This is a genomic window from Lysobacter sp. 2RAF19 (assembly GCF_052115395.1).
GTDB lineage: Bacteria > Pseudomonadota > Gammaproteobacteria > Xanthomonadales > Xanthomonadaceae > Noviluteimonas.
This window is the reverse complement of sequence record NZ_JBFRGO010000003.1, coordinates 158,507-184,134: the sequence shown is the minus strand read 5'-3', so window position 1 is coordinate 184,134 and position 25,628 is coordinate 158,507. Positions and strand designations below refer to the sequence as shown.

The 25,628-nt window shown below is 67.3% G+C and carries 28 protein-coding genes and 1 pseudogene; 20 read left to right on the top strand and 9 right to left on the bottom strand.

Annotated elements, in window-relative coordinates; all coding sequences use genetic code 11:
* The first annotated feature begins 11 nt into the window (after positions 1–11).
* From AB4059_RS12275 to AB4059_RS12260, 4 genes are all read left to right on the top strand, one after another.
* Entirely contained in the window at positions 12–899 is an 888-nt protein-coding gene (locus AB4059_RS12275; RefSeq protein ID WP_498964493.1) for an acyl-CoA thioesterase, read from the top strand.
* 1 nt (position 900) lies between these two features.
* Entirely contained in the window at positions 901–1,749 is an 849-nt protein-coding gene (locus AB4059_RS12270) for a hypothetical protein (RefSeq protein ID WP_498979274.1), read from the top strand.
* A gap of 34 nt (positions 1,750–1,783) precedes the next feature.
* Positions 1,784–2,926 carry an RNA polymerase sigma factor gene (locus tag AB4059_RS12265; protein WP_498979272.1) on the top strand — a complete coding sequence of 381 codons (1,143 nt, stop codon included), beginning with the start codon at positions 1,784–1,786 and terminating at the stop codon, positions 2,924–2,926.
* 71 nt (positions 2,927–2,997) lie between these two features.
* The gene (locus tag AB4059_RS12260; RefSeq protein ID WP_498979271.1) at positions 2,998–3,738 is read left to right on the top strand and encodes an arginyltransferase; all 741 of its coding nucleotides are present in this window, start codon (positions 2,998–3,000) and stop codon (positions 3,736–3,738) included.
* Positions 3,739–3,949: 211 nt separating this feature from the next.
* On the opposite strand, the gene AB4059_RS12255 is transcribed toward AB4059_RS12260, so the two are convergent.
* Together AB4059_RS12255 and purT are read right to left on the bottom strand one after the other, a co-directional pair.
* Positions 3,950–4,354: a hypothetical protein gene (locus AB4059_RS12255; protein ID WP_498979269.1), complete on the bottom strand. Its 405-nt coding sequence runs from the start codon at positions 4,352–4,354 to the stop codon at positions 3,950–3,952.
* A gap of 4 nt (positions 4,355–4,358) precedes the next feature.
* Positions 4,359–5,552 (bottom strand): formate-dependent phosphoribosylglycinamide formyltransferase, encoded by a 1,194-nt coding sequence (gene purT / locus AB4059_RS12250; RefSeq protein ID WP_498979268.1) that lies wholly within the window; start codon positions 5,550–5,552, stop codon positions 4,359–4,361.
* A gap of 65 nt (positions 5,553–5,617) precedes the next feature.
* Here purT and AB4059_RS12245 point away from each other — a divergent pair, with 65 nt between their 5' ends.
* The 7 genes from AB4059_RS12245 to AB4059_RS12215 all read left to right on the top strand — a co-directional run bounded on the left by AB4059_RS12245 (position 5,618) and on the right by AB4059_RS12215 (position 9,904).
* Positions 5,618–6,511: a hypothetical protein gene (locus tag AB4059_RS12245; RefSeq protein WP_498979266.1), complete on the top strand. Its 894-nt coding sequence runs from the start codon at positions 5,618–5,620 to the stop codon at positions 6,509–6,511.
* 92 nt (positions 6,512–6,603) lie between these two features.
* Positions 6,604–7,467 carry an SPFH domain-containing protein gene (locus AB4059_RS12240; RefSeq protein WP_498979265.1) on the top strand — a complete coding sequence of 288 codons (864 nt, stop codon included), beginning with the start codon at positions 6,604–6,606 and terminating at the stop codon, positions 7,465–7,467.
* The gene (locus tag AB4059_RS12235; protein ID WP_498979263.1) at positions 7,467–7,658 is read left to right on the top strand and encodes a type II toxin-antitoxin system antitoxin; all 192 of its coding nucleotides are present in this window, start codon (positions 7,467–7,469) and stop codon (positions 7,656–7,658) included. The genes AB4059_RS12240 and AB4059_RS12235 overlap by 1 nt, the downstream gene beginning before the upstream one ends.
* A complete protein-coding gene (locus AB4059_RS12230) occupies positions 7,648–7,827 on the top strand; it encodes a DUF4177 domain-containing protein (RefSeq protein ID WP_498979261.1) in 180 nt (59 codons plus the stop codon). The genes AB4059_RS12235 and AB4059_RS12230 overlap by 11 nt, the downstream gene beginning before the upstream one ends.
* Before the next feature lie 11 nt (positions 7,828–7,838).
* The gene (locus AB4059_RS12225; protein WP_498979260.1) at positions 7,839–8,030 is read left to right on the top strand and encodes a hypothetical protein; all 192 of its coding nucleotides are present in this window, start codon (positions 7,839–7,841) and stop codon (positions 8,028–8,030) included.
* Between the two features lie 22 nt (positions 8,031–8,052).
* Complete coding sequence (locus AB4059_RS12220; protein ID WP_498979259.1) at positions 8,053–8,856, top strand: M15 family metallopeptidase; 804 nt, start codon at positions 8,053–8,055, stop codon at positions 8,854–8,856.
* Positions 8,846–9,904, top strand: coding sequence for an acyltransferase family protein (locus AB4059_RS12215; protein ID WP_498979257.1), 1,059 nt, complete (start codon positions 8,846–8,848; stop codon positions 9,902–9,904). Before AB4059_RS12220 ends, AB4059_RS12215 begins: the two co-directional genes overlap by 11 nt.
* 13 nt (positions 9,905–9,917) lie before the next feature.
* Here the strand turns inward: AB4059_RS12215 and AB4059_RS12210 are convergent, their stop codons facing one another.
* The 5 genes and pseudogenes from AB4059_RS12210 to AB4059_RS12190 form a co-directional block, all read right to left on the bottom strand.
* On the bottom strand, positions 9,918–10,604 hold the full coding sequence (locus tag AB4059_RS12210; RefSeq protein WP_498979256.1) for a DNA-3-methyladenine glycosylase family protein: 687 nt from the start codon (positions 10,602–10,604) through the stop codon (positions 9,918–9,920).
* 10 nt (positions 10,605–10,614) lie between these two features.
* Positions 10,615–10,983, bottom strand: coding sequence for a DUF423 domain-containing protein (locus AB4059_RS12205; RefSeq protein WP_498979254.1), 369 nt, complete (start codon positions 10,981–10,983; stop codon positions 10,615–10,617).
* A gap of 67 nt (positions 10,984–11,050) precedes the next feature.
* Positions 11,051–12,124, bottom strand: coding sequence for a polyketide cyclase (locus tag AB4059_RS12200; protein ID WP_498979253.1), 1,074 nt, complete (start codon positions 12,122–12,124; stop codon positions 11,051–11,053).
* Between the two features lie 128 nt (positions 12,125–12,252).
* A complete protein-coding gene (locus tag AB4059_RS12195; protein WP_498964463.1) occupies positions 12,253–12,906 on the bottom strand; it encodes a response regulator in 654 nt (217 codons plus the stop codon).
* Positions 12,907–12,995: 89 nt separating this feature from the next.
* A pseudogene (locus AB4059_RS12190) lies at positions 12,996–14,171 on the bottom strand (sensor histidine kinase); the annotation flags it as partial.
* Positions 14,172–14,316: 145 nt separating this feature from the next.
* Between AB4059_RS12190 and AB4059_RS12185 the strand changes: the two are divergent.
* From AB4059_RS12185 to AB4059_RS12160, 6 genes are all read left to right on the top strand, one after another.
* Complete coding sequence (locus AB4059_RS12185) at positions 14,317–14,919, top strand: GNAT family N-acetyltransferase (protein WP_498964459.1); 603 nt, start codon at positions 14,317–14,319, stop codon at positions 14,917–14,919.
* Entirely contained in the window at positions 14,916–15,692 is a 777-nt protein-coding gene (gene minC, locus AB4059_RS12180) for a septum site-determining protein MinC (protein WP_498979251.1), read from the top strand. Before AB4059_RS12185 ends, minC begins: the two co-directional genes overlap by 4 nt.
* 30 nt (positions 15,693–15,722) lie before the next feature.
* Positions 15,723–16,532 carry a septum site-determining protein MinD gene (gene minD, locus AB4059_RS12175; RefSeq protein ID WP_156641447.1) on the top strand — a complete coding sequence of 270 codons (810 nt, stop codon included), beginning with the start codon at positions 15,723–15,725 and terminating at the stop codon, positions 16,530–16,532.
* Between the two features lie 3 nt (positions 16,533–16,535).
* Complete coding sequence (gene minE / locus AB4059_RS12170) at positions 16,536–16,799, top strand: cell division topological specificity factor MinE (RefSeq protein WP_156641446.1); 264 nt, start codon at positions 16,536–16,538, stop codon at positions 16,797–16,799.
* Between the two features lie 3 nt (positions 16,800–16,802).
* Entirely contained in the window at positions 16,803–17,291 is a 489-nt protein-coding gene (locus AB4059_RS12165) for a hypothetical protein (protein ID WP_498979249.1), read from the top strand.
* A gap of 609 nt (positions 17,292–17,900) precedes the next feature.
* The gene (locus AB4059_RS12160) at positions 17,901–19,880 is read left to right on the top strand and encodes a M2 family metallopeptidase (RefSeq protein WP_498979247.1); all 1,980 of its coding nucleotides are present in this window, start codon (positions 17,901–17,903) and stop codon (positions 19,878–19,880) included.
* Position 19,881: 1 nt separating this feature from the next.
* Here AB4059_RS12160 and AB4059_RS12155 read toward each other — a convergent pair whose 3' ends face one another.
* Positions 19,882–20,541 carry a protein-L-isoaspartate(D-aspartate) O-methyltransferase gene (locus AB4059_RS12155; protein ID WP_498979246.1) on the bottom strand — a complete coding sequence of 220 codons (660 nt, stop codon included), beginning with the start codon at positions 20,539–20,541 and terminating at the stop codon, positions 19,882–19,884.
* Positions 20,542–20,639: 98 nt separating this feature from the next.
* On the opposite strand from AB4059_RS12155, the gene AB4059_RS12150 reads away from it, so the two are divergent.
* The 3 genes from AB4059_RS12150 (at position 20,640) to AB4059_RS12140 (ending at position 23,425) form a co-directional block, all read left to right on the top strand.
* Positions 20,640–21,743, top strand: a complete 1,104-nt coding sequence (locus AB4059_RS12150) for an aromatic ring-hydroxylating oxygenase subunit alpha (RefSeq protein WP_498979244.1) — start codon at positions 20,640–20,642, stop codon at positions 21,741–21,743.
* 126 nt (positions 21,744–21,869) lie between these two features.
* Positions 21,870–22,163, top strand: coding sequence for a hypothetical protein (locus AB4059_RS12145; RefSeq protein ID WP_498979243.1), 294 nt, complete (start codon positions 21,870–21,872; stop codon positions 22,161–22,163).
* A 2-nt stretch (positions 22,164–22,165) separates the two neighbouring features.
* A complete protein-coding gene (locus AB4059_RS12140; protein WP_498979241.1) occupies positions 22,166–23,425 on the top strand; it encodes a multidrug effflux MFS transporter in 1,260 nt (419 codons plus the stop codon).
* 29 nt (positions 23,426–23,454) lie between these two features.
* Here the strand turns inward: AB4059_RS12140 and AB4059_RS12135 are convergent, their stop codons facing one another.
* Positions 23,455–25,536: a mechanosensitive ion channel family protein gene (locus AB4059_RS12135; protein ID WP_498979240.1), complete on the bottom strand. Its 2,082-nt coding sequence runs from the start codon at positions 25,534–25,536 to the stop codon at positions 23,455–23,457.
* Between the last annotated feature and the right edge of the window lie 92 nt (positions 25,537–25,628).

Here is a 25,628-nt window from a genome sequence, read left to right as displayed (position 1 = left end):
ATACTCCGGCCATGAACGCGCCCCCCGTTTCCGAACTCATCGAACTGCTTTCCCTCGAACGCCTCGAGGACAACCTGTTCCGCGGCCAGAGCCGCGACATCGGCACGAAATACGTGTTCGGCGGACAGGTGCTCGGGCAGGCGCTGTCGGCGGCGCAGGCGACGATGGATGCGGTCACCGAGCCGCGCAGCGCGCATTCGCTCCATGCGTATTTCCTGCGCGCGGGCGACATCGATGCACCGATCGTCTACCTCGTCGACCGCACGCGCGACGGCGGCAGCTTCTCCGTGCGGCGCGTCACCGCGGTCCAGCACGGCCAGCCGATCTTCTTCCTCGCAGCGTCTTTCCAACGCGCGGAAGAGGGCCAGGGCCAGCATCAATTGTCGATGCCCGAAGTGCCCATGCCCGAGGACATCGCGCCGACCGCCGATCTCACGCCCGATCATCTGGCGCGTTTGCCCTCGAAGGTGCAGCGCTGGTTGTCGCGCCAGGGGCCGTTCGAATTCCGCCATGTGTATCCGCGCGACGAACTCAATCCGCCCAAGCGCCCGCCCTTCCAGCACGTGTGGTTCCGCCTGGGCGAACGCGTTGGCGATGCGCCGGAATTGCATCGCGCGTTGCTGGCGTATGCGTCGGATTTCCATCTGCTCGGCACCGCGACTTTCCCGCACGGGATCAGTTACTACCAGCCGAATGTGTTGATGGCTTCGCTCGATCACGCGCTGTGGTTCCATCGTCCCTTCCGCGCGGACGAATGGCTGCTGTATTCCATCGACAGCCCGACGGCGCAGGACGGGCGCGGCCTCGCGCGCGGCCAGATCTACGACCGCGCCGGCAAGCTGGTGGCGAGCACCGCGCAGGAAGGCCTGATCCGCGTCATCAACGAAGGCAAGGCCTGACATGCGGCAAGTGTTTTCCAGCCCGCGCCTGTCCAACGTCGAAGGCATCGCGAAGATGCTCGCCGACGAAGGCATCGAAGTACGCATCACGCACGGGCGCTCGTACAAGAGCGCCTGGAGCGGGCGGCGCACATACAAGGACGACGAAGCCGGCGGCCCCTTGCCCGCGGTGTGGGTGTTGAAGTCGGAAGACCAGCCACGCGCGCGGCAGATCCTGCGCGAAGCGGGCCTGCTCGACTCCACGCGCGGCGGGAGCGACAGCTTCCTGCCGGAGTCGACAATCACCGGGACCTACGAATTGCGCGCCGCGGTGGCGCCGACCAAGCGCGCGTTCCGTTACAAGATGGGCTTGTTGGTGCTGATCGTCGTTGCGGTCGGGCTGGCGTGGGTTGCGGCGCATCGGGCGAATACGTCGGCACCGGTTGCGAAGGCGCCGGTTGCAGCGACCCCTGTTGCCGCGGCGCCCGCCGCTGCACAGACCGCGCCGGTCGATCCGGTGCCCGGCGCGTATCCCGTGGAAACCCCGCCCGCGCTGGCGGCGATGCTCACCGGCGTCGAACTCACCGCAGACGCACCGGCAGTGGCCTGCGTTCGCATCGACGGCACGCCTGCGACCAAGGCCCAACTCGCCGACCTGCCCGCTTCGAAGACCCGCTTCGATTGCGCGGACACGACCGGCAAGACGGCCGTCCTCATCGACATCCGCGACTACCGCACCGACGGCTCGGGCACCGGCACGGTCGAGCTTGCCGTCATCAGCGCAGGCGCGCAGGCCACCCAGGTCCGCACGCTGCTGGTGCGCCGGACCGAGGCGACCTGGCGCGTGTTGCGGGTCCTCGCGGTCCGTTGAGTCACATCCGGCGACCAGCGACGTCCTGATGCCCATGGACACCACCATCGACCAGCTGATCCGCCTGGAACTCCCCGCTGCGCGCGAGGGGGACCGCGATGCCTACGGGCGCATCGTGATCGCCTGCCAGAACACGATCACGGCGATTGCGCTGGCGATCACGCGCGACGTGCCGAGCAGCGAGGACATCGCGCAGGACGCCTTCCTCAGCGCATGGCAGCACCTGCGCCGCCTGCACAACGCCGACAGCTTCCTGCCCTGGCTGCGGCAGATCACGCGCAACCTCGCACGCGATCATTTGCGCGCGAAGGTACGCGGCCCCTTCCCGGTCGATGACATGGAGGCCGCGATCGCAGCCGCCGCCGATCCCGCGCCCTCGCCCTTGCATGCGCTGATCGACGAAGAGCGCCACGTCGCCGCCGCCGACGTGATTTCCGCCTTGCCCGAAGACAGCCGCGAAACGCTGCTGCTGTTCTATCGCGAGGGCCAGAGTTCCAAACAGGTCGCCGCACTGCTCGGCTTGTCCGATGCCGCGGTGCGCAAGCGTCTGTCGCGTGCGCGCCAACAGGTACAGGACGACTTGCTCCAGCGCTTCGGCGAATTCGCGAAGGGCTCGGCGCCGGCCGCTGCCTTCGCGACCATCGTGACCAGCGCGCTCGTGGTCGCCAGCCCGTCGGCCGCCGCGGCGACGATGATCGGCGGCGCGGGCCTGGGCGCGAAGACGATCGGGCAGGTGCTGCTCGGCGCCGCCTCGGGCGTCGGCATCGGGCTGGTGGCGGCGAACGCGAGCATCTTCTGGGGCTGGCGCAAGCAGATGCGCGAAGCGATGGACGCGGAAGAACGGCGAGCGCTCACCCGTTCGGCCATCGTGAATGTGTTCGCGATCTTCGGTTACCTCGTGTCGATGCTGCTGACCACGACCTCCACCCGCGGATGGGTGCCGGCGACGCTCGCCACCTGCGTGTTCATGGGCATCGTGTTCTGGCAGACCGGCGTCGTGCAGCCCCGCGCGAAAGCGCGCCGCTTCGCGGTGGAAGCGCGCGTCGACCCCGAAGGCGCGGCCAAACGCAGGCGCCGCGAGCGCATCCACTGCCGCATCGGCCTGGTGCTCGGGACGCTGGGCGGTTTGGGCGGGCTGATCGCCGGTCTGGTGGCATCGGGCCGCGTGACGTTCTGACGCGGACTTCACGACATCGCGTGACGGGGACGCGACAACGTCTTCGCATTCGATGGCGGTATGCTCCGGCCATGGGCGCCAACAACACCCCGGACCAGGATGAACTCCGCGTCTTCCACACCGGCGACCACGCGTGTGGTTATTGGCCCACGCGCATCGCACGCGACCTGGTGCTCGATCCGCGCGACCCGCGCATGCCCAACCTGTATCCGCTCGCGCTGGGGTGGGGTTTCCGCCGCTCCGGCGACATCGTGTATCGGCCGCATTGCCAGGGTTGCCGCGCGTGTGTCGCGGTGCGCATCCCGGTTGCGCAGTTCACGCCCGATCGCAGTCAGCGCCGTTGCCTGACACGCAATGCCCATGTGGAGTCCCGCATCGTTCCCGCGGAGCGAACGGAAGAACAGTTGGCGCTGTACCAACGTTACCTGCGGGCGCGGCATCGCGGTGGCGGCATGGACGAACACGGCGGCATCGAGTTCGATCAGTTCCTGATCGGCAGTTGGTCGCACGGGCGCTTCATGGAATTGCGCGAGCGCAGCGAAGGCAAGGGGCCGGGGCGGTTGTTGTCCGTTGCGATCACCGACGTCGTCGAGAATGCGTTGTCGGCCGTGTACACCTTCTTCGACCCGGATCTGCCCGAGCGTGGGCTGGGGACTTTGTCGTTGCTGCGGCAGATCGCGTGGGCGCAACGGGATAATCGCGCGCATCTGTATCTGGGGTACTGGATCGAGGGGCACGACAAGATGGATTACAAACGGCGCTTCCGACCTTTGGAAGCGTTCGATGGCAGGGCGTGGCAAGGGATGGTGTGAGGGGCCGAAGCAGCAAGAGCCCGCCTGCGTCATTGACGCGCCGCCCGAACGTTGTGAGTTTCAAATTTTTTTGGGAAAAAAATTTKAAACTCACAACGCTGGGGCATCGCCTTTCGAGCGCTGGCTCTCGCTCGGGCGATTCGCTTGAACGTTGGTTTTCCGGTGCGAAGCAAGCTTCGCACTGACCCGATTGTTGTCGAGGAAGCGGCTGTCAACCTTCCGGCGGCAGATTTGTTGCCTCGGCCTTCGGTGCTTCGCCCGTTTGCGGCACCGCTTGCGGGGGGGCGCTGGGGGCGGGTGCCTTTCCCGCCACCGGCGGCAAGGACGCCATCAGGGCCGGGGCCACTCGGGGCGAAAATCCGAACTCCGCCTCACTGTGCGCGGAGACCACCATGCGCACCATCGACTGCGGGACCATCAACTCCAGCGCAACGGTGCGCCCGTCTTTGGCCTGTGCCTGGATCGTCATCTCCAGCAACGCGCCCGCCGTATCGATCTCGTGGCAGAGCACGTGCTCGCCGCCCGGCCCTTCGCGGAGATAGGGCTTGATCGCTTCGCCGAGTGCTTCCAGCGCCTGCGGGAAAAAGTAGACGACGTAACCTTCGGATTCGTTCATCGCGTCATTGTTCCAAACGGATGGTGATGGCGGCGGCGGCATCGCGCGCACGCGCGCGGGCCGCGTCGATGTCCGTGCCGCGCGCGAGGGTGACGCCCACGCGGCGATGCCCTTCCACGCGCGGTTTGCCGAACAGGCGCAGCGCAGTGTCCGCCTCGCGCAATGCGCCTTCGACATTGTCGAACACCGGCACGCCGTGGCCCTGCGCGAGCATCGCGCACGAAGCGGTGGGGCCGAGTTGGCGGATCGCGGGAATGGGCAGTCCGAGGATCGCGCGCGCATGCAGCGCGAACTGGCTGAGATCCTGCGAGGCGAGCGTGACCAGGCCGGTGTCGTGTGGGCGCGGGGAGACTTCGGAGAACCACACTTGGTCGCCCTTGACGAAGAGCTCGACGCCGAACACGCCCCAACCGCCGAGGTCGTCGGTCACGGCTTTCGCGATTTGCTGCGAGCGTTCGAGTGCCTTCGGCGACATCGGCTGCGGTTGCCAGCTTTCGCGATAGTCGCCGTCGCGCTGCAGGTGTCCGATGGGTTCGCAGAAGCTGGTGCCGCCGGCGTGGCGCACGGTGAGCAGCGTGATTTCGTAATCGAAGTCGACGAAGCCTTCGACGATGACGCGGCCCGCGCCGGCGCGGCCGCCGGTCTGCGCGTAATCCCACGCCGCGTCGATGTCGGCTTGCGTGCGCACCAGGCTCTGGCCCTTGCCGGAGGAGGACATCACCGGCTTGACCACGCACGGCAGGCCGACGGCCTGCACGGCGTCGCGATAGTCGGCGAGCGTGTCGACGAAGCGATACGCGGACGTCGCCAGCCCGAGCGTTTCCGCGGCGAGGCGCCGGATGCCTTCGCGATCCATCGTGAGCCGCGCGGCGCGCGCAGTGGGGATGACGCGCAGGCTGCCCTTCGCTTCGGCTTCGATCTCGATGAGCGTCGGCGTGCTGATCGCTTCGATTTCCGGCACCACGATGTGCGGCCGTTCGCGTTCGATCAGCGCGCGCACCGCGTTGCCGTCGAGCATGTCGAGCACATGGCTGCGGTGCGCCACCTGCATCGCAGGTGCGTCGGCATAGCGGTCGGCGGCGATGACTTCCACGCCGAAGCGTTGCAATTCCAGCGCCACTTCCTTGCCCAGTTCGCCCGAGCCGAGCAGGAGCACGCGCGTGGCGTGCGGGGACAGGGGCGTACCGATCGTGGGCATCGAACAGGTGCCGAAAGATGGGGCGCGTAGTGTACCCGCGCCGGCCATGCCATCCTGCGCGCCTCATGCGTATGCCCCGTGCCCTGACCGCCCTGACCTGTTGCGCGCTGCTCGCCGCATGCGACGGCCAGGGCCTGCAACCGCGCCTGGCAGGCGTGATCCTCGACGGTTCGATCGACGAGACCAGCGGCCTTGCGACGTCCACCGTGCATCGCGACACACTGTGGTTGCTCCAGGACGGCGGCAACGGGCCGATGTTGCATGCGATCTCGCGGCGGGGTTCGCGTATCGCGAGCGTGCGCGTGGCGGGCGTGCGCAACACCGATTGGGAAGACCTCGACGCCTTCCAGTGGGAGGGCCGCCACTGGCTGCTGATCGCCGACACCGGCGACAACGGCGGCCTGCGTCGCACGGCGCAGTTGCATGTCGTTCCCGAGCCCGATCCGCTGGTCGATGGTGGCGCGGTGTCGGCCGCATGGTCGATCGCCTTCCGCTGGCCCGACGGTCCGCGCGATTGCGAAGCCGTCGCGGTGGATGCGCAGGCCGGCGAAGTGCTGCTGATATCGAAGAAGCGCAAACCGGCGCAATTGTTCTCGGTGCCCTTGCATCCGGCACGGGGCGCAGTGGTCGTCGCGCGCCGCATCGGCACCCTGGCCGAAGCGCCGGCCGAATCCGGCGTCTCCGATCCGCGGCGCATCGCGCTCGGCCGCCAGGTCACCGCGGCCGATCTCTCGCCCGATGGCCTGACCCTCGCGGTGCTGACCTACGACCGCTTGCTGCTCTATCGCCGGGCGCCCGGCGAATCGTGGCCGCAGGCGGTCGCGCGCGTGCCCGCTACGCAGCCGCTGCCCTGGTTGCACCAGGCCGAAGCCCTGGCTTGGCTGCCGAACGGCAAGGGCCTGATCGCGACCGGCGAGTTCAGCCCGGCGCCGCTGGTCTGGCTCCCGGCGACCCGCTGAGCGTCGCCATTCGTCGCCCAGCGCTTGCTTAGCTGATATCAGAGTGATATCACATCGGCGCGCCCCAATCCCGGGGCTTGTCGAGGCCTTCGATGAAAGAGAACCCCATCCGTTCCGCCGCGGGCATCCCCATGCTGCTCATGCTGCTGGCGGTGCTGCTGGTCGGCGGATTCCTGATGTTCAACGGCATCCGCATGGAGGCGCCCCTTTGGGTCGTCCTGGGCTTGCTGACCGATCTGCTCGCCTTCTTCTGCCTGTTCGGCCTGTACATGGTCGAGCCCAACAAGGCCGCGGTGCTGAGCCTGTTCGGCAAGTACGTCGGCACGGTCAAGGAAAACGGCCTGCGCTGGAACAACCCCTTCTACGCCAAGCGGAAGGTGAGCCAGCGCGTGCGCAATTTCGAAAGCGGCAAGCTCAAGGTCAACGAGCTCGACGGCAGCCCGATCGAAATCGCCGCGGTGATCGTGTGGCAGGTCGTGGATTCGGCAGAGGCGGTCTACAACGTCGACGACTACGAAAGCTTCGTGCAGATCCAGTCCGAATCGGCGTTGCGCGCGATGGCCACCAGCTATCCCTACGACCAGCACGAGGACGGACAGCTGTCGTTGCGCAGCCACGCGGCGGAAATCAGCACGCATCTGTCGCAGGAATTGTCCGAACGCCTGGCCGATGCCGGCGTGCAGGTGATCGACGCGCGCATCAGCCACCTGGCCTACGCCCCGGAAATCGCGCAGGCGATGCTGCAGCGCCAGCAGGCCAACGCGATCATCGCCGCGCGCACGCGCATCGTCGCCGGCGCGGTGGGCATGGTCGAAATGGCCCTGGCCGAGCTGCAGAAGAACGGCGTCGTGCACCTGGATGAAGAGCGCAAGGCGCAGATGGTCAGCAACCTGCTGGTCGTCTTGTGCGGCGAACGCTCCACGCAGCCGATCGTCAACGCGGGCACGCTCTACTGATGGGTGAGAAGAAGGCCTATCCGCTGCGCATCAACGCGGACGTGTTGAACGCCGCGCAGCGGTGGGCCGACGACGAGATCCGTTCGCTCAACGCGCAGATCGAATACGTGTTGCGCGACGCCTTGCGCAAGGCGGGGCGCCTGCCGGCGCCGCCGCCGACGAAAGAAGAGGAACACAACGATGGCGAGTGACCGTTGGACTTACCAGGTCGTGCAGGTCAAGCCCGGCTTCCTGGGCATGGCGCGCGACGTGGTGCAGGAAAAGCTCGTGCAACTCGGCCTGCAGGGCTGGGAGTTGGTAAGTGTCGTGCAGACGCACCCGTTCAAGCCCGTGCAGCTCTACCTGAAAAAACCCCTCTGAGGAAACCGGCCATGGCGACATCGCACCGTGGGTATGTCACTGCTTCGGCGATCTTGTTCACGCTCGTCGCGCTGTTGCAGGCCTGGCGCGCGCTGGTCGGCGCGCCCGTGGAGATCGGCGGGCAGGCGATTCCGGTCGCGGCCTCCTGGGTCGCGGCGCTCGTCGCCGGCGGTCTGGCGGCATGGGGCTGGCGCACGCGCTGACGGCCTCGGGTACCCTTGGCGCATGCGACGTAGCCCCAAGGTGTTGCTCAACACGCCGGACATCGAGCTGTGGCCCGGCGGCTTGCTCCGCGCGCGCAGCAACCATGACGCGCGCGTGCTCTCGCGCGCCTCGTGCGTGTTGCGCCGCAAGCGCGACGGCCGCTATCTGGCGGCAGAGTTGCCGGAAGGTTTGATGCCGCTGGTGCCCTCGCTGCAGCGCGAGGACGGGATCGGCGAAGCGCTCGACGCACTCGACAGTTTCTCGCCGCATGCGCGGTGGGGCGTGGAGCGTGTGTACGAGCTTCCGCTCTCCCGCCTGCACGAACGCCTGGACCAACTCGACATCGACGAAGCCGCGTACACGCAGCGCACCGGCCTGTCGCTCGTCGCCGAACCCGATCGCCTCGACGTCGCCGGCTTCGACCGCTTCCGCCGCCCGCTCTGGTTGCGCCCCGGCGCCGCGCGCGCGTGGCTGCACATGCGGGCCGAAGCGCTGCGCGATGACGTCGTGCTGGAGTCGATCAGCGGCTATCGCTCGCACGACTATCAACTGGGCATCTTCGAACGCAAGCTTGCGCGCGGGCAGACGGTCGAGGAGATCCTCACCGTCAACGCCGCGCCCGGTTTCAGCGAACACCACGGCGGGCGGGCGCTCGACATCGGCACGCCGGACGAACCGCCGGCGGAAGAAAGCTTCGAGAAGACGCGCGCGTTCGCGTGGTTGCAGGACAACGCGCAAGGACATGGGTTCGTGCTGAGTTACCCGCGCGAGAACCCGCACGGCATCGTCTACGAGCCCTGGCATTGGTGCTGGCGTGGCGGGTGAGCGCACGCTGGCGTCCGCCTGGGCGTCGGGCCACAACCATTTCAATGTCCTGCGCCTGATCGCCGCCTGGCTGGTGATCTACGGCCACGCATGGGCGATCACCGGCACGCCGGGCGGGGACTTGCTGGCGCGCGCGACGCAGGTGAAATTCGCCGGCGCGATCGCGGTGGACATGTTCTTCGTGATCAGCGGCTTCTTGATCGCCGCGAGCCTGCAGCGCAACAGCGTGCGCGGGTATCTCGGGTCGCGCGCGTTGCGGATCCTGCCGGCGCTGGTCGCCTGCGTGTTGCTGAGCGTGTTCGTGCTCGGGCCGATGATGACGACCTCGCACGATTACTGGTCGGCCGATACGTGGCGCTACCTGTGGTCGAACGCGACGCTGTGGCGCGCGGAATTCCATCTCCCCGGCGTGTTCGAAACGCTGCCGCAAACGGCCGTCAACGGGTCGCTCTGGACCTTGCCCGTGGAAGCGCGTTTGTATCTGTTGTTGCTGGGTGCCTCGTTGGTCGGTCTGTTGACGGCGAAGCGTTACCTGTTGCCGTGGCTGGCCTTGATCGCAGGGATCGCGGCATTCGCATGGTTCCGGTCGCCGCTGCCGGATTGGTTGGGCAACGATTTGTGGTGCGTTGCGTTTTTCGTCACCGGCACCGCAGCCTGGTTGTGGCGTGAGCGCATCCGCTTGTCGTGGATGCCGGTCGTCGCGCTGTTGATCCTCGCGGCACTGTTGCGCGGCACGCCCTGGTTCGCGGCGCCCTACTTCGCACTCGTGGCCTACGGGACCTTGTGGCTCGCATTTGCGCCGGTGCCGGCGAAGCTCGCGCACCACGATCTGTCTTACGGCCTGTATCTCTACGGTTGGCCTAGCGCGCAAATCGTGCAGACGTATTCGCCGGGACCGCCGATGCACAACGTGCTGTGGGCGAGCGTGCTGGCCTTCGCATGCGCGGCGGCGAGCTGGTTCCTGGTCGAGCGCCCTGCCCTGCAGTTCAAGCGCCGCTTCGGCACGCGCACGCCGGTCGAATCGCCGGCGCGTCCGACGCACGCCTGACGCATCACGCGCATCAACCCTGCGAGCGCTTCACCGGCTTGGCATCCTTCGCCTTCGGGGCATTCGCCAGATCGGCGATGCGCCACAGGTAGAGGCTCGCGTAGGTGCGATACGGCCCCCACTTCTCGCCGCGCGCCAGCAAGGCTTTAGGCGCGGGCATTTCGACGAGTTTGTCGATCGCCTGTGCGCCCTTGCGGATGCCGAGGTCGTCGACGGGCAACACGTCGGGGCGGCCGAGGCGGAACATCAGCATCATCTCCACCGTCCAGCGGCCGATGCCGCGGACCGGTACGAGCGCGGCGATGATCGCGTCCTCGTCCATCGTCGCCATTTGCCGCAGCGTGGGGATTTCGCCGCGTTCCTCGCGCAGCGCGAGATCGCGCAAGGCGAGCGACTTGTTGCCCGACACACCGCAGGCCCGCAGCGCCGCATCGTCGATGCGCGCGAGCGTGTCGCAATGGAAGCGGTCGCTGCCGATCGCGGCTTCCACGCGGCCGACGATCGTCGCCGCGGCCTTGCCGCTCAACTGCTGGTAGAGGATCGCCCGCGCGAGCGCGTCGACCGGATCGAAGGGTTTGCGCCAACGCGGGTCGGGCGCGATCGGCCCGAGCTTTTCCATCCACTTGCCGAGCTTGCGGTCGCGCCTGGTCAGGTGCGACCAGGCCGCGTCGGTGTCGAACCCCCGTGTGCGTCGTGCCATCGCGGCTCCTTCAGCGTCGCAGGCTGTGCAGGGCGAAGACCAGCCAGCCCGCGATGGTGATCATGCCGCCCAGCGGCGCGAATGTCGTGGGCGTGTGCACCACCGCGGCGCCGACCAGGCTGCCGGAAAACAGCAACACGCCCGCGAGCAGGGCAAACAGCGACAGCGCACCCAACCAATGCGCGCCATGCCGTGCAAGCGCCGCCAGCGCGATGCCGTGGCCGAAAGCGAAGGCCGCGCCGATGATCACCTGTTCGCGTGCGTGCGGCTCGAGTTCGGCATGCATCGCATACGCCGAGAGCGCGACCGCGCACGCGGCGAACAGGCCACCGGCGAAACCGGCCAGGCGGATGGTGATCGTGCGTTCGCCCGTGCGCATTGGCGTTCCTCCAAAACGACGAACGCCGCGAGCGCGGCGTTCGTCTTCGTGCAGCGATGTCGAAGGCTTACTTCAGCTGCCAGTACAACTGGTAGTGGCCGTCGTCGGTGAAGCCCGAATCCACGCCGTTGGTCCACGCTTCGAACGGGCGGCCGGTGGTTTCGTAACCGCGGGTCATCGTCCAGGCGCGCAGCGAGTCGCGCACCTTCGCCAGGTTGATCATGTGGCCGGTGAAGCCGGCGCTGGCGTAGCGCGCAGGCGTGGTGCGGATGAACTGCACCTGCTGCTCCAGCTTCGGCGCCGGGATTTCGGCGTTCGGATCGGTCGCGCCCTTCTTGCGCACCGGCATCGCGGTGTCGAAGGAGTAGGCGTCGGCGGCGAACTCGGTGGTGATCACGCGGATCGGGCCGGCCGATTCCAGGCCGTTGGCGTCCATCACCTTCTTGATCCACTGCACGTTGGCGTTCATCGCCTGCTGGATCTTGTCGGGGTCGCGCTCGACGGTGGCCGGCGCGAACAGCAGGTTCTCCGCCGGGAGCTCGACGACCTTCGGCAGGTCGGCCTGGGTCTTGCGGCCGAAGTCGGCGTTGTAGTCGTAGTTCGGCACGCCGGCGAGCATGTTGGTGAACTTGCCCAGGCCCAGCTTGATGTCGTCGCCGATCGAGCGGACGTACAGGCCGGAGTAGCGGCCGAGCAGGTCGAAGCCGTAATCCACGTCGTAGGTCTGCATGACTTCGACGTTGCGGTTGTTGCGGCCCGTCGGCTTGAGCATGAACGCGGTTTTCTTGTTGGTGCCGCGGCTGCTGTCGACGATCTGGTATTCGATGAGGTTGGGTTCGCTCTTGGTCAGCGTCCACTTGCCCGAGCCGACCATCTTGTTGGTCGAGGCGTATTCGAAGCCGGCGCCCACGCCGGTATCGGGACCGAAGAACTTCCACTCCATGCGCGGGTCGCGCAGCGCCAGCGTGTTCCACTCCTTGAAGCGGCGCGGACTGGTGAGCGTGTCGCGCACGATGATCATCTTGCGGTTCGTCTCGATGCTCTCGGACACGTGGCGCGAGGACGGCAGCGCGATGCCGACGACGACGAACAGCACGGCGACGATCGCCAGGGAAATCAGGATCTCGATCAAACGGGTCATTCGGAAGGTCTCCAGACCGGGCCGCCGCCGGGCGGCCCGCACAGACCGGCGATGCTAGCAGGTGAGCGGCCGTGCTTGCGAGCCATCCGCACGCGAGGTCGCGTGCGGCCGCCGTCACGGGGCCTTCGTCACACCAATTGCAGTTCGAAGGCCTTGAGCACGGCGCGGGTGCGATCGCGCACGCCGAGCTTGGACAGGATGTTGGACACGTGGTTCTTGATCGTGCCCTCGGCCACGCCCAGCGAATTGGCGATCTCCTTGTTCGAAAAGCCGCTTGCCATCAGCCGCAGGATCTCGGTTTCGCGGTCGGTCAGGGGGTCGGGACGGTCGAGGCTGACGAAGTCGTTGCGCATGTGCTCCAGGCCCGACAGCAGCCGCTGCGTCACGGCCGGTTGGACCAGCGAGCCGCCCGCGGCGACGGTCTGGATCGCGCCGACCAGCTGTTCCAGCGTCACGTCCTTGAGCAGATACCCCTTGGCGCCGGCCTTCAGGCCCGCAAGGACGAGTTGGTCGTCGTCGAAGGTGGTGAGGATGATCGTCGGCGGCAGGGTGTTGGCGCGGCCCAGTGCCTGCAGGGCTTCCAGGCCCGACATCACCGGCATGCGCATGTCCATGAGGACGACGTCCGGCTGGACCTGGGGGATGAGCTCGACGGCCTGGCGCCCGTCGCCGGCTTCGGCGACGACCTCCATCCCCGGTGCGAGGGCCAGCAGCGAACGAATGCCCTGCCGCACGAGGGTCTGGTCGTCGACCAGGCAGATGCGGATGGTGGCGGTGTTCATGACGCGGTGGCTCCTTCGGGGGTGGTCTGCCCCTGCTCGGGCGGGAGTTGCGATGGGTTGGACACCGGAGCGGCCGCAAGGTTGCCCAGCGGCACGCCCAGCATGGTTGCCGGCAAGGTCAGGCGCAGCGCGAAACCGGCGCCCGGCCGCGATTCGACCTGCAGGTCGCCGCCGTGCTGGGCGAGGCGTTCGCGCATGCCGCGCAGGCCGTTGCCGGGCACGAGCGCGTCGGCGCCGGCGCCGTCGTCGCGCGCCTGGATGACGATGCCGCCGTCGGCGCGGCGCGCATCGATCCACAGGTTGCGCGCGCCGGCGTGGCGCACCGCATTCGTGATGATTTCCTGCGTGCAGCGCAGCAACACGTGTGCGCGCTCGGGATCGTCGAGCGTCAGCGGCTCTTCCAGGTCCATGTGGATCGCGAGCGAGGGCACGTTCTCGGCGAGTGGGCGCAGTGCGGCGGCCAGGTCGATCGCCCCGCCCTCGCGCAACTGGCTCACCGCTTCGCGCACGTCGGTCAGCAACAGGCGCGCGAGCGTGTGCGCCTGCTGCACGTGTTCCTTCACCCGCCCGTCGGACAGATGGCCCGCGACTTCCAGATTCAGGCTGAGCGCGGTGAGATGGTGGCCGAGCAGGTCGTGCAATTCGCGCGAGATGCGCGTGCGTTCGTTGACGCGCGCGCTTTCGGCCAGCAATGCGCGCGTGGCGCGCAATTCGGAATTCAGCCGTCGTTGTTCTTCGCGCGCCTGCGCCTGTTGCCGCGCGACCAGGCTGGTGACGAACACGAACCCGGAGAAGCCCGCATACAACACCGACTGCATCAAGGCTTCGAGCAGCGGGAAGTTGAGCCCGTGCACGAACACCGGCACCACCGCGAGCTGGCTCAGGACCAGCCACGCCACGCCGAGCGGGAGCGGCAACAGCCACGGCAGCACGCACGCGGCGACCATCAGCAGCACACTGCCCAGGCCGCTCTCGTTCCAGTAGCTCACGCCCACCGCGGCCAGGGTGAGAATCAGCAACAGCGCGAAATCGCCGACCGTGCGCCGCCGCACGCCCAGCCCGCGCGTGAGCCACGCATAGCTCAGGCCGAAGGCGAAGTAGGACAGCCATCCCTGCCAGGGCATCGGGCGCAGCGCGAGTTGCGCATCGGCGCCGTCGCCGAGCAAGGGCACCAGCCAGGAATAGACGAGGGGCAGGCTGACGACGGCCCAGGTGAACAGGCCGGCGTAGCGCAGGAGGCGGTCGTGGCCGAATCGGGCGAACATGCCCAATCCTAGCCCTCCGGGGCAGCAGGTGCGGGAGGCCGAAAGTCATGCCCCGGGCACCGGATCGCGTGCGATAATCCGCGCCAGCGCCGGGGACAGCGCGTCCCTCCTCGCCCGCAAGACCTGAGAAAGACCGGAGCCGTCAATGTCGATTGTTGTCCGCGACGTGCGAGAGCACGAGCTGGATTCCGTCCTTGCCCTCAACAATGCCGCCGGCCCCGCCATCCTGCCGCTCGACGCGGCAAAGCTCCGCAGCTTCTTCGATTCCGCCGAATACTTCCGCGTCGCCGTGCGCGACGGGACGATCGCCGGCTTCCTCGTCGGCTTCGGTTCGGACACGGCGCACGACAGCGACAACTTCGCGTGGTTCCGTGCGCGCCAGGGGGCGTTCTTCTACATCGACCGCATCGTGGTGGCCTCGCGCCGCCGTGGCGGCGGCGTGGGCCGCGCCCTGTACGCCGACGTCCAGAGCTACGCCGAACTGCGCTATCCGCAGTTGTGCTGCGAAGTGCTGCTCGAACCGGGCACCGACCACGCCCTGCTCTTCCACGGCAGCTTCGGCTTCCGTGAAGTCGGCCAGAACGTCATGCACAACGGCCATCGCGCCGCGATGCTGATGAAGGACCTGTGCAGCTACGCCTGGGTGCGCGACACCTACGGCGATGCCCTGCCCGCCGCACCCTGGTTGCCGATGCCGCGCCCGCAGTCGCGTACGCTCGCGCACCGCCCCACCGGAACCTGCGCGTGAGCACGGCCATCGATTACGAACAGGCAGGCGAACTCAAGATCGGCCAGGTCGGCATCGCCAACCTGCGCGTGCGCACGCTCGACGTCGCGCAACTGACGGCCGAAATGCGCGACCGCGTGCAGCGCGCGCCCAAGCTGTTCGAACGCGCCGCGGTGATCCTGGATTTCGGCGGCCTGACGAAGACGCCCGACGCCGACACCGCGCGCAAGCTCGTCGACGGCCTGCGCGCCGCCGGCGTGCTGCCGGTGGCGCTGGCCTACGGCACGCGCGAGATCGAAGAACTCTCGGCCGCGCTGGGCCTTCCACTGCTCGCCAAGTTCCGCGCGCAGTACGAACGCGTGGGCGAAGCGCCGGCCGAAGCGGCGCCTGCGCCGCGCGCCGCATCGAAAGCCGCCGCTGAACAAAAGCCGGCGCCCGCGCCCGCCGCGTCGCAAGCCGGCGCCGCACCGGGCATGATGCAAGTCACGCCCGTGCGCAGTGGCCAGCAGGTGTACGCGGAAAATTGCGACCTCACCGTGGTGACCACCGTCGGCGCGGGCGCCGAAGTGATCGCCGACGGCTCCATCCACATCTACGGTGCGTTGCGCGGTCGCGCGCTCGCCGGCGCGCAAGGCAACGAGAAGGCGCGGATTTTCTGCCGCGAATTCCACGCCGAGCTCGTCGCGGTCGCAGGCCACTACAAGGTGCTGGAAGACATTCCGAAAGAGCTGCGCGGCAAGGCCGTGCAGGTCTGGCTCGACCAGGGGCAGCTCCGCATCGCGGCGCTGGACTGACAACAACAACAAGAATCAGGGAGGCATCACTTGGCCGAAATCATCGTAGTCACCTCCGGCAAGGGCGGCGTGGGCAAGACCACGACCAGCGCAAGCATCGCTTGCGGCCTGGCACGCCAGGGCAAGAAGGTCGCCGTCATCGACTTCGACGTCGGCCTGCGCAACCTCGACCTGATCATGGGTTGCGAGCGCCGCGTGGTGTACGACTTCGTCAACGTGATCCACGGCGAAGCTTCGTTGAAGCAGGCGCTGATCAAGGACAAGCGCTTCGACACGCTGCACGTGCTGGCCGCTTCGCAGACGCGCGACAAGGATGCGCTGGCGAAGGAAGGCGTCGAAAAGGTGCTCAACGACCTGGCCGAAGACGGCTTCGACTACATCGTGTGCGATTCGCCGGCCGGCATCGAGAAGGGCGCGTTCCTCGCGATGTACTTCGCCGACCAGGCGATCGTCGTGGTGAACCCGGAAGTCTCCTCGGTGCGCGACTCCGACCGCATCCTCGGCCTGCTGGCCTCCAAGACGCGCAAGGCCGAGAACGGCGAGCGCGTGAAGGAACACCTGCTGCTCACCCGCTACAGCCCCTCGCGCGTGGAAACCGGCGAGATGTTGTCGATCACCGACGTGGAGGAAGTGCTCGGCCTGAAGACGATCGGCGTGATCCCCGAATCCGGCGACGTGCTCAACGCCTCCAACAAGGGCGAGCCGGTGATCCTGGACATGGAATCCAACGCCGGCCAGGCCTACGACGACGCGGTTGCGCGCCTGATGGGACAGGAACGTCCCATGCGCTTCACGCTGCCCGAGAAGAAGGGATTCTTCACCAAACTCTTCGGGGGCTGAGCCATGTCGATCTTCGATTTCCTCAAGCCCAAGAAGAACACCGCCGCGGTCGCCAAGGACCGCCTGCGCATCATCATCGCGCAGGAACGCAGCGCCCACGGCGGGCCCGATTACTTGCCCCTCCTCCGTCGCGAGTTGCTGGAGGTGATCCGCAAGTACGTCAACGTCGACGCGGAAGCTGTGAAGGTCGACGTGGTCAAGGACGGCGAACACGACGTACTGGACATCTCGGTGGCGTTGCCGGAGGAGCGCGCCGCGGTGGGTTGAGCGATGTCGGTGCTCACGCTCTCCGACATCGACCACGGGCACGTCGCCGCGTTGCTCGGCGCATACGGGTTGCAACTGGTGCACGTCGATGACGGTGCCACCATTCCAGGCAGTTACTGGGGCGAGCCCGAAGCCGGGCTCGTCGGCGCGACGGTGTATGCGCGCGCGGACACGCCGGTGCATTCGTTGTTGCACGAAGCGGCGCATCTGATCGTGTTGCCGCCGGAGAAGCGTGCGTTCGTGCATACCGACGCGACGGATTCGGTCGCCGAGGAGGACGCTGTTTGTGTCCTGCAGTCTTTGTTGGGGGATGCGATTCCGGGCGTGGGCGCTGCGCGTGTGTTCGCCGACATGGATGCGTGGGGGTATACGTTCCGGTTGGGGTCTGCGCGTGCTTATGTCGAGCAGGATGCGACGGAAGCCTGGGAGTGGTTGGCGCGTCGTGGGTTGGTGGATGTTGAGTCCAAGAGCCTGGTGCAGCCTACGGTTTGATCCCGTCGGCGGGTTGCGGGCCACCAGAATTGCGCAGCGGCGCGCCGCATTGAAGGCCACATTGCTCCGCAAGAGCTCACGCTCCGCAATGTGGCCTTCAACGCGACGACCGCTGCGCTTGCGGCTGGTGGTTTCGCGACAGCACTTGATGAGTGTGTGCGTCGCGGGCTGATTGGTTCGCGCCAACTGCCAGCACTCCAGACGGGCGGCGCCTCGCCCGTCGAGGGCATCTCGGAGCCGAGCTCCAGTCGCGCGTTCTCCTCGATGCCCTCTCTCGGGCAAGACGCCTTCGCAGCGATCTGATGGGTGAAGCGGGGCTCGCGCGTTCTTCGGGAAACGATCGGCTTTCTGCAAAGCTTGCTTTGCAGCTCCCACTGAAAGCTCGAGCGAAAGCCGCCGATCGAAGCGACCCGCAAGGTGATGCCCCAGCGTGGGGGAGTTTCAAATTTTTTTCCCAAAAAAATTTGGAACTTCACACGTTCGGGCGGCGCGAAAATGCTGGGGGAACGCTCTTTGCGCCGCCCCGGGAAGGACCCTATCGCGCCCCCACACCCGCTTTGCTAGCCTGCCGTCCTCCGCGCCCGCCCGGCGCACGCCCAGGACCGCCCCGTGAAGCCACGCCACCTCCTGCTCGCCCTGGCCGTCACCGCGGGCATGCTCGCGCTCGCGGGCTGCAAGAAGCCTGCGGAACAGGCACCGGGACCCACCGGCGTCGCCCCGGCCCCCAAGGGCGAGACCGCCGACCAATTCGTCGCGCGCGTGAACGCCGAGATGAAGAAGGACTACCCCGAACTCGCATCGGCGCAGTGGCTCTCCTCGACCTACATCAACAGCGACAGCGAACTGGTGTCGGCGAAAGCCGAAGAACGCAACCTCACGCAACTGCGCGGCTGGATCGAACAATCGCGCAAGTACGAAGGCGAACAACTCTCCCCGCAGACCGCGCGCGCCATCCAGCTGCTCAAGCTGCAGGCCGACATGCCGCCGCCGAAGGACCCGCAGCAACTCGAAGCCCTGACGAAACTGGCCAGCAAACTCGAAGGCATGTACGGCAAGGGCACGTACTGCAAGGGCACCGGCACCGCGAAGTCGTGCCGCGACCTGGGCGAACTCGAAGACGTGCTGCGCACCAGCCGCGATTACGACGAACAACTCGACGCCTGGCAGGGCTGGCACACCGTCGCCCAGCCGATGAAGGCCGACTACGTCAAGTTCGTCGAACTCTCCAACACCGGCGCGCGCGACCTGGGCTACGCCGACACCGGCGAATTGTGGCGCTCGGGTTACGACATGACGCCCGCGCAATTCGCCGCGGAAACCGATCGCCTGTGGGGCCAGGTCAAGCCGCTCTACGAGCAGCTGCATTGCTACGCGCGCACGCAACTGGACGCCAAGTACGGCGATCGCGGCGAAGTCGCCGGCGGCATGTTGCCCGCGCACCTGATGGGCAACATGTGGCAGCAGGACTGGAGCAATTTGTGGGACATCCTCCAGCCCTATCCCGATGGCGGCGACCTCAACATCACCGAAAAGCTGCAGGAAATGGCGACGCAGGACTACAACCTGGCGCTCGCGCAGCATGACGGTTCGCCGACGGCCGAAGACCTCGCCGACATGCGCGCCATCGGCCAGCTCGCCACCGCCAAGCACATGACCGAGCGCGCGGAAGACTTCTACACCTCGCTGGGCATGCCCAAGCTGCCGGCGTCGTATTGGGAGAAGTCGCAGTTCATCAAGCCGCGCGATCGCGACGTGGTCTGCCATGCGAACGCCTGGTCGATGGACATGGCCGACGACGTGCGCACCAAGATGTGCATCAAGCCGAACGAGGAAGATCTCACGACGATCTACCACGAACTCGGACACGTCTATTACTACACCGCGTACAAGCACCTGCCGCCGATTTTCCAGACCGGCGCGCAGGACGGTTTCCACGAAGCGATCGGCGACACGATCGTGCTGGCGATGACGCCGCAGTACCTGCAGTCGATCGGGCTGGTCGGCGAACAGCAGCAGAGCGACCAGGCGCTGATCAACGCGCAGATGCGCATGGCGCTGGCGAAGGTGTCCTTCCTGCCCTTCGGCCTGATGATCGATCGTTGGCGCTGGGGCGTGTTCGATGGTTCGATCCGGCCCGACCAGTACAACAAGGCGTGGTGGGACCTGAAGGCGAAGTACCAGGGCGTCGCACCGACGACCCCGCGCGGCGAGGAATTCTTCGATGCCGGCGCGAAGTACCACGTGCCGGGCAACACGCCGTACACGCGCTACTTCCTCTCGCACATCCTGCAGTTCCAGTTCTACAAGGCACTGTGCGACGCGGCCGGCTACAAGGGCCCGCTGCATGCGTGCAGCTTCTACGGCAACAAGGTCGCCGGCGCGAAGTTCCAGGCGATGCTCGCCCATGGCGCGAGCCAACCGTGGCAGGCGACGCTGAAGGAAATGACGGGCAGCGACAAGATGGATGCCGCGCCGGTCCTGGAATACTTCGCGCCCCTGCAGGATTGGCTGAAGAAGCAGAACGAAGGCAAGACCTGCGGTTGGAATGCGACGCCAGCCGCGGCGGCGCCGGCGAAGAAAGCGGGTTGACCTACACCGCGTCCTCCGCCCAACCGTAGGTGCCGATCAGCGGTACGAACGCGACATCGTCGAACTCCCGGATTTCGAACGCCAACGCATCGGTGCGCATCACGCGCACCAGGCGTTGGTGATGCAACGAGCGCCCCACCGGCATGACCAGGCGTCCGCCGATCGCGAGTTGTTGCTTCAGGGTCTCTGGGATATCGGGGCCGCCGGCGGCGGCGATGATCGCGTCGAAGGGCGCATTCTCCGGCCAACCATGCGTGCCGTCGCCGGTGCGCACTTCGATGTTGTCGTAATGCAGATCCGCGAAGCGCGCGCGTGCGAGTTCGGTCAATTGCCCATGGCGTTCGATCGCGTAGACGCGCGATGCGATCTGCGCCATCACCGCGGACGCGTAACCTGATCCCGCGCCGATCTCGAGCACGCGCTCGCCGAGCGCGACGCGCGCGAGCTCGATCATGCGCGCGACGATGTAAGGCTGCGAAATCGTCTGCCCCGCCGCGATGGGCAGCGGCCCGTCTTCGTAGGCGAAGTCCTGCATCGAGGCATCGACGAAACGCTCGCGCGGCACGCTGCGCATCGCCGCCAGCAGGGCCGGATCGTCCACCCCGCGGGCGGCGATCTGGCGCCGGACCATGGATTCGCGTTGGGGGCCGAAGTCGGGCATGCGTGCCCCGTGCATGAACGTCGCAGTTCGCCGCAACCCTAACGAGAACGGGGTCGAAGCGACGTGACCCGCCCCATGCGCGGGCGTATCCTGCGTGGATGAACGAGACCACCCCCCGCGCGAAGGTCCCTGCGCCCGCCGACCTCGCCCCGCAGCCCCTCGACCACGCCACCGCCCTGCCCGCGCGCTTCTACGCCGACCCGGCGTACGCAGGCGTCGAGCGCGCGTTGATCTTCGATCGCGGCTGGCAGTTGATCGCGCACGTGTGCCAATTGCGCAACGCGGGCGACCATGCGATCGGCAATTTCGCCGGCTTGCCGGTGATCGCCGTGCGCGGTGCGGACGCGGTCATTCGCGTGTTCCACAACGTGTGCCGCCATCGTGCCGGTCCGCTCGCACAGTGCGATGGCCTGGGTGCGAAGGCCTTGCGTTGCCGCTATCACGGTTGGACGTACACGCTCGACGGCACGCTGCGTTCGGCGCCGGAAATGGGCGATGCACCGGACTTCGACGTGAGCGAGGTGAAATTGCCGCAGCTCGCCGTGCGCGTGTGGCAAGGCCTGGTGTTCGCGTGCGTGGATGCGCAACGCGCGCCGGACTTCGATGCGTTCGTCGAAGGCATCGATGCACGCATCGGCGCCGAACGCGGGCTGGAACACTACGGCCATCATCACCGCGTCGCGTACGACGTCGGCTGCAACTGGAAGGTCTACATCGACAACTACCTGGAGGGTTACCACGTTCCGCACGTGCACCCCGGGTTGAACAAGTTGCTCGACTACCGCAGCTACGTCACCCAGACCGCGCGCTGGTATTCGTTCCAGTGGAGTCCGCTGGAAAGCGGCGACACGCTCTACGGCAACGGCGATGCGCTGTATTACTGGATGTGGCCGAACACGATGCTCAACATCGTGCCCGGGCGGCTGCAGACCAACCGCGTCGTTCCGCTGGGCGTGGACCGCTGCCGCGTCGAATTCGATTTCTACTACGCGATGGACGACAGCGCCGCTGGCCAGGCACGTCGTGCAGCCGACCTGAGCTTCAGCGACGAAGTGCAGGTCGAGGACCTGACCATCTGTGAAGACGTGCAGCGCGGGCTGTCCTCCGGTTCCTACGTGGCCGGCCGCCTGAACCCCCTGCGCGAGAACGCGGTGCACCACTTCCACGAGTTGTTGCGCGCCACCTACCGCGACGGGGCCTGACCCCGGACGGCACGAAACCCGCGCCGCTGCGCGCGCGTGACGGCGTTCATGTCGCGGCACGCGGCCGGTTCGTAGAATGCGGCGCGCTGGATCGCCAGCGCTTGCTTCCGACCAGGGGTGTCCTCCATGCGCCTGACCGCCGTGTCCCTCGCCATCTCCGCCGCCCTGCTCGCCGCGCCCATCGCGCACGCGCAAGACGCCCGCAAGTCCTTCACCGCCCAGGGTGCGGACCAAAAGACCGCCTGCGCCGCGGCCAACAAGCAGGCACGCGACTGGGCCAAGCAAGGCAAGTCGCAGGGCCGCGCGCGCGAACTGCTCGACGAAGGCAAGTGCACCTGCACCGCCGCGGCCGGCGCGCAGTCGTGCACGCTGGATGTCGCCGTGCGCGATGAGCAGCACGAGGAAGAAGAGGAACGCTGATCGTGGATGCCGCGCCAGGGAAGGCGATCTCCACGCGGCGCCTCGCACTGTTGCTGGGCGGGCTGGCGATGTTCGGCCCGTTCTCGATCGACACGATCTTCCCCGCGTTCCCGCAGATGGGCGCGCAGCTGGCGGCCGACAAGGTCGCCATGCAGCAGACGATCTCCGTCTACCTGATCGCCTATGCGCTCATGAGCCTGGTGCACGGGCCGTTGTCCGATGCGATCGGGCGCCGGCGCGTGATCCTCGGCGGCCTGTTCGTTTTCGCGCTCGCCTCCGCCGGTTGTGCGCTCTCGCGCGACCTGACGACGCTGCTGTGGTTCCGCGCGTTGCAGGGATTGAGCGCGGGCGTCGGGCTTATCGTCGGGCGCGCGGTGATCCGCGACGTGCTGCAAGGCAACGATGCGCAGCGCCTGATGAGCCAGGTTTCGATGATCTTCGGCATCGCGCCGGCGATCGCACCGGTGATCGGCGGCTGGATCCTCGGTTGGTCGGCATGGCCGGTGATCTTCTGGTTCCTGGTCGCCTTCTCGATCGTGTTGTGGTTCGCCACGTTGTTCGCGCTGCCCGAAACGCATCCGCAACCGGCCCGCCTGCCCTTGCACGCGCGGCCATTGCTGCGCAACTACGTCGCGATCTTCCTCAATCCGCGCTTCCAGCGGCTGGCGGCGGCGGGCACGTTCAACTTCGGTGCGTTGTTCCTCTACATCGCCTCCGCACCCGCCTTCGTGCTGGACCTGCTGCACCTGGACGAACGCAGCTTCGCCTGGTTCTTCGTGCCGATGATCAGCGGCATGATGCTCGGCGCGTTCACGTCCGGCCGCATCGCGGGAAAGGTCGATGGCACGACGCAGGTGCGCATCGGTTTCGCGTGTTGCGGCCTGGCCGCGGCCTTGAACATCGCCTACAACCTGTCCTTCGATGTCCCCACCGTGCCGTGGGCCGTGTTGCCGATGATGCTCAACTCCTTCGGCATCGCGCTGGTGTTTCCGATTCTGACGCTCGCGATCCTCGACATGTATCCGCGCCAGCGCGGCAGCGCCTCGTCCCTGCAGGCCTTCACGGGCCTGGTGTCGAACGCAGTGATCGCCGGCGTGCTGTCGCCCTTGCTCAGCCACCATGCGGTGACCCTGGCCTTGGGCGCGGCGGTGTTCTCCTTGCTGGGATGGGCGTTCTGGCGATGGGAAATGCAGGTCAATGCGCGGATGCGGGTATGTCCGCCAGCGGAAGTCGCGGGGCTCGAGCCGACCGAGCGGTTGTAGCCTGTCGCTCGCGGCGCACGCGGTGCGCTCTAACGCAGGAGCGACGGCGGCGGTGCCATCTTGATGCCGGCCTCTTCGAACGCGCCCAGCAACATCATGCGCAGGTCGCTGGCGATGCGCCGGCGGTCCATGCCGGGCACCAGTTCGATCCAGTAATGCAGGGTGAAGCGCAGTCCGTTGTCCGCGAAATCCTCGAGCAGCACGGTGGGTTCGGGATCTTCCACCAACTGCCCGTGGCGTTGCGCCGCCGCGCGCATCGCATCGATCACCGCGCGTGGCTCGGAGTCGCCGTCGAGCACGACACTCAGGGACTGGCGCTGGATGCGCGTGCGATAGGTGATGTTCTTGACGTTCTCTTCCATCAGCACCGAATTCGGAATCAGGGTGTCGGCGCCATCGGCGTCGCGCACCACGGACGTGCGCAGGTCGATGTCGACGACCATGCCGCGCAAGGTGCCGACTTCGATCACGTCGCCGAGGCGGAACGGGCGTTCGACCAGCACGAGCACGCCGCTGATCAGGTTCTTGAACAGCGCCTGCATGCCGAAGCCGATGCCGATCGCCACCGCGCCGCCGATGAAGGCGAAGGCCGCGAGCGGAATCCCGGCGATCGCCAGGCTCGCCAGCACGCAGGCCGCGATGAGCAAGGCCAGCGCCCAGCGCCGCATCAAGCGCGCGCGCCCTTCGTCCAGCCCGCGGCGGCGATGCAACCAGCGCTCCCACCACGACGTGAGTTTCATCGCCGCGAACAGGCCGATGACCAACAACAGCGGCGCCTGCACGACCTTGCCCACGGTGACGCCGCGCGGCACTTCGGTCTTGCGGCCTTCGACCTCGACGGTCTGGTTGACGGTGAACAATTCGAAGGACCATGCGCGCGCGATCGCATCGCGGGCGAAGGCCCAGGCCAGGCTGAGCCGCTCGCGCCATCCATAGGCGCTCGCGCGCGCGTCGAAGTCCTCGCGCATGCGGCCGATCAGGTCGATCAGGCGCGATTCGTCGAAGCGTGCCCGCTGCACCATCTGCAGGCGCCGGTCGAACACGTCGCGCAGGGCGCGCTTGTCGGCCGCATCCGGTGCCGTGGGATTCTGCGCAAGTTCGGTCGACAGGCCACCGCTGCGCGCGAGCACCTGGTCGGACATGGCCGCCAGGAAATCGCGACGTCGCTCGAGCCGTTCGACGAGCGTCGGCCCGTAGCGGCGCGCTTCGACGATCGCGCTTTCGTCGTGGTCGCGATAGATGCGGATCGCCATCTGCCAGGCGAGTTGTTCGGTCGCCAGGTTGGTCAGGGCTTCGCGCGTGAGTTCGATGTCGATGTCGGCATTGGCGACGCGCTCCTTCATCGCTTCGAGTTTCAGCGCCGATGCGCCGGTGTCGGCGGCCGCCAGATCGGCGCGCGCGCGTTCGCGTTCGGTCGTCGCCGCGGCCATGCGGCGGCGCAGCGCATCGCCGGAGGCGCGCAGCCGCGCATCGACCGCGGCGGCGTCGTGCGGCGTCACGCCGACGTTCTTCTTGCTAGACGAGGCGAGCACGCTGGTGATCGCATCGCGTTGCGTCTGCGCCAACTTCTGCTGGAGGGCGAGCAGGCGCAGCATCTGGTCGACTTCGGCGGTCGCCGATTCGGTCAGCGCCGTTTCCAGTTTCGCCAGCGCGATCGCATCGGCGTCGGCGCGTGCATCGATCAAGGTCCTCTCGGCCGCCACCTTGTCGGTCAGCTGCGTGGCGGTGGACGTGCGCTCCTGTTCGAGCAGTGCGATGCGACGGCGTCCGCTGGCCAGGTCGGCGTCGAGGCGCTGGATCTCGCGCCGCAGGTCATCCAGCGCGAGCAGGCTGTCCGGCCGCGCCACTGCCCCGGGCTTCACCGACAGGCGTTCGACGTCGGCCGTCGCGCGCACCATGTCCTGTCGGCGTTCGAGCGAGGCGAGCAACTGGCGACGGAGGAAGTCGGCGCGGTCCTCGGTGAGCGCGTCCGTCGGTGGCCCCAGCTGCGTGCGCAGGGCCTGCGCCTGTGCGGCGAGCGCGCGCGTGGACGCGGCCTGCGGCGCCTGCGCGTGCGCCATGCCTGCGCAGAGCAAGGCAAGAAGCGTGAGACGACGGAGCGTGGCGTTCATGACAGTGAGGAGGGCCCCTCGCCAGAACGGATTGGCTATTTATAACGAGAAACGGGAAACGAGGGGTCCACCCCCGTTTCCCGCTCCCGGAT

Coding starts and splice junctions, on each gene's coding strand:
- AB4059_RS12135 (WP_498979240.1), bottom strand. CDS start 25,536: ATGAACGCCACGCTCCGTCGTCTCACGCTTCTTGCCTTGCTCTGCGCA.
- AB4059_RS12210 (WP_498979256.1), bottom strand. CDS start 10,604: ATGGCACGACGCACACGGGGGTTCGACACCGACGCGGCCTGGTCGCAC.
- AB4059_RS12265 (WP_498979272.1), top strand. CDS start 1,784: ATGGACACCACCATCGACCAGCTGATCCGCCTGGAACTCCCCGCTGCG.
- AB4059_RS12205 (WP_498979254.1), bottom strand. CDS start 10,983: ATGCGCACGGGCGAACGCACGATCACCATCCGCCTGGCCGGTTTCGCC.
- AB4059_RS12220 (WP_498979259.1), top strand. CDS start 8,053: ATGCGACGTAGCCCCAAGGTGTTGCTCAACACGCCGGACATCGAGCTG.
- AB4059_RS12195 (WP_498964463.1), bottom strand. CDS start 12,906: ATGAACACCGCCACCATCCGCATCTGCCTGGTCGACGACCAGACCCTC.
- AB4059_RS12200 (WP_498979253.1), bottom strand. CDS start 12,124: ATGACCCGTTTGATCGAGATCCTGATTTCCCTGGCGATCGTCGCCGTG.
- AB4059_RS12155 (WP_498979246.1), bottom strand. CDS start 20,541: ATGCCCGACTTCGGCCCCCAACGCGAATCCATGGTCCGGCGCCAGATC.
- AB4059_RS12145 (WP_498979243.1), top strand. CDS start 21,870: ATGCGCCTGACCGCCGTGTCCCTCGCCATCTCCGCCGCCCTGCTCGCC.
- purT (WP_498979268.1), bottom strand. CDS start 5,552: ATGCCCACGATCGGTACGCCCCTGTCCCCGCACGCCACGCGCGTGCTC.
- AB4059_RS12255 (WP_498979269.1), bottom strand. CDS start 4,354: ATGAACGAATCCGAAGGTTACGTCGTCTACTTTTTCCCGCAGGCGCTG.
- AB4059_RS12165 (WP_498979249.1), top strand. CDS start 16,803: ATGTCGGTGCTCACGCTCTCCGACATCGACCACGGGCACGTCGCCGCG.
- AB4059_RS12245 (WP_498979266.1), top strand. CDS start 5,618: ATGCGTATGCCCCGTGCCCTGACCGCCCTGACCTGTTGCGCGCTGCTC.
- minE (WP_156641446.1), top strand. CDS start 16,536: ATGTCGATCTTCGATTTCCTCAAGCCCAAGAAGAACACCGCCGCGGTC.
- AB4059_RS12230 (WP_498979261.1), top strand. CDS start 7,648: ATGGCGAGTGACCGTTGGACTTACCAGGTCGTGCAGGTCAAGCCCGGC.
- AB4059_RS12150 (WP_498979244.1), top strand. CDS start 20,640: ATGAACGAGACCACCCCCCGCGCGAAGGTCCCTGCGCCCGCCGACCTC.
- AB4059_RS12185 (WP_498964459.1), top strand. CDS start 14,317: ATGTCGATTGTTGTCCGCGACGTGCGAGAGCACGAGCTGGATTCCGTC.
- AB4059_RS12235 (WP_498979263.1), top strand. CDS start 7,467: ATGGGTGAGAAGAAGGCCTATCCGCTGCGCATCAACGCGGACGTGTTG.
- AB4059_RS12270 (WP_498979274.1), top strand. CDS start 901: ATGCGGCAAGTGTTTTCCAGCCCGCGCCTGTCCAACGTCGAAGGCATC.
- AB4059_RS12260 (WP_498979271.1), top strand. CDS start 2,998: ATGGGCGCCAACAACACCCCGGACCAGGATGAACTCCGCGTCTTCCAC.
- AB4059_RS12240 (WP_498979265.1), top strand. CDS start 6,604: ATGAAAGAGAACCCCATCCGTTCCGCCGCGGGCATCCCCATGCTGCTC.
- AB4059_RS12225 (WP_498979260.1), top strand. CDS start 7,839: ATGGCGACATCGCACCGTGGGTATGTCACTGCTTCGGCGATCTTGTTC.
- AB4059_RS12275 (WP_498964493.1), top strand. CDS start 12: ATGAACGCGCCCCCCGTTTCCGAACTCATCGAACTGCTTTCCCTCGAA.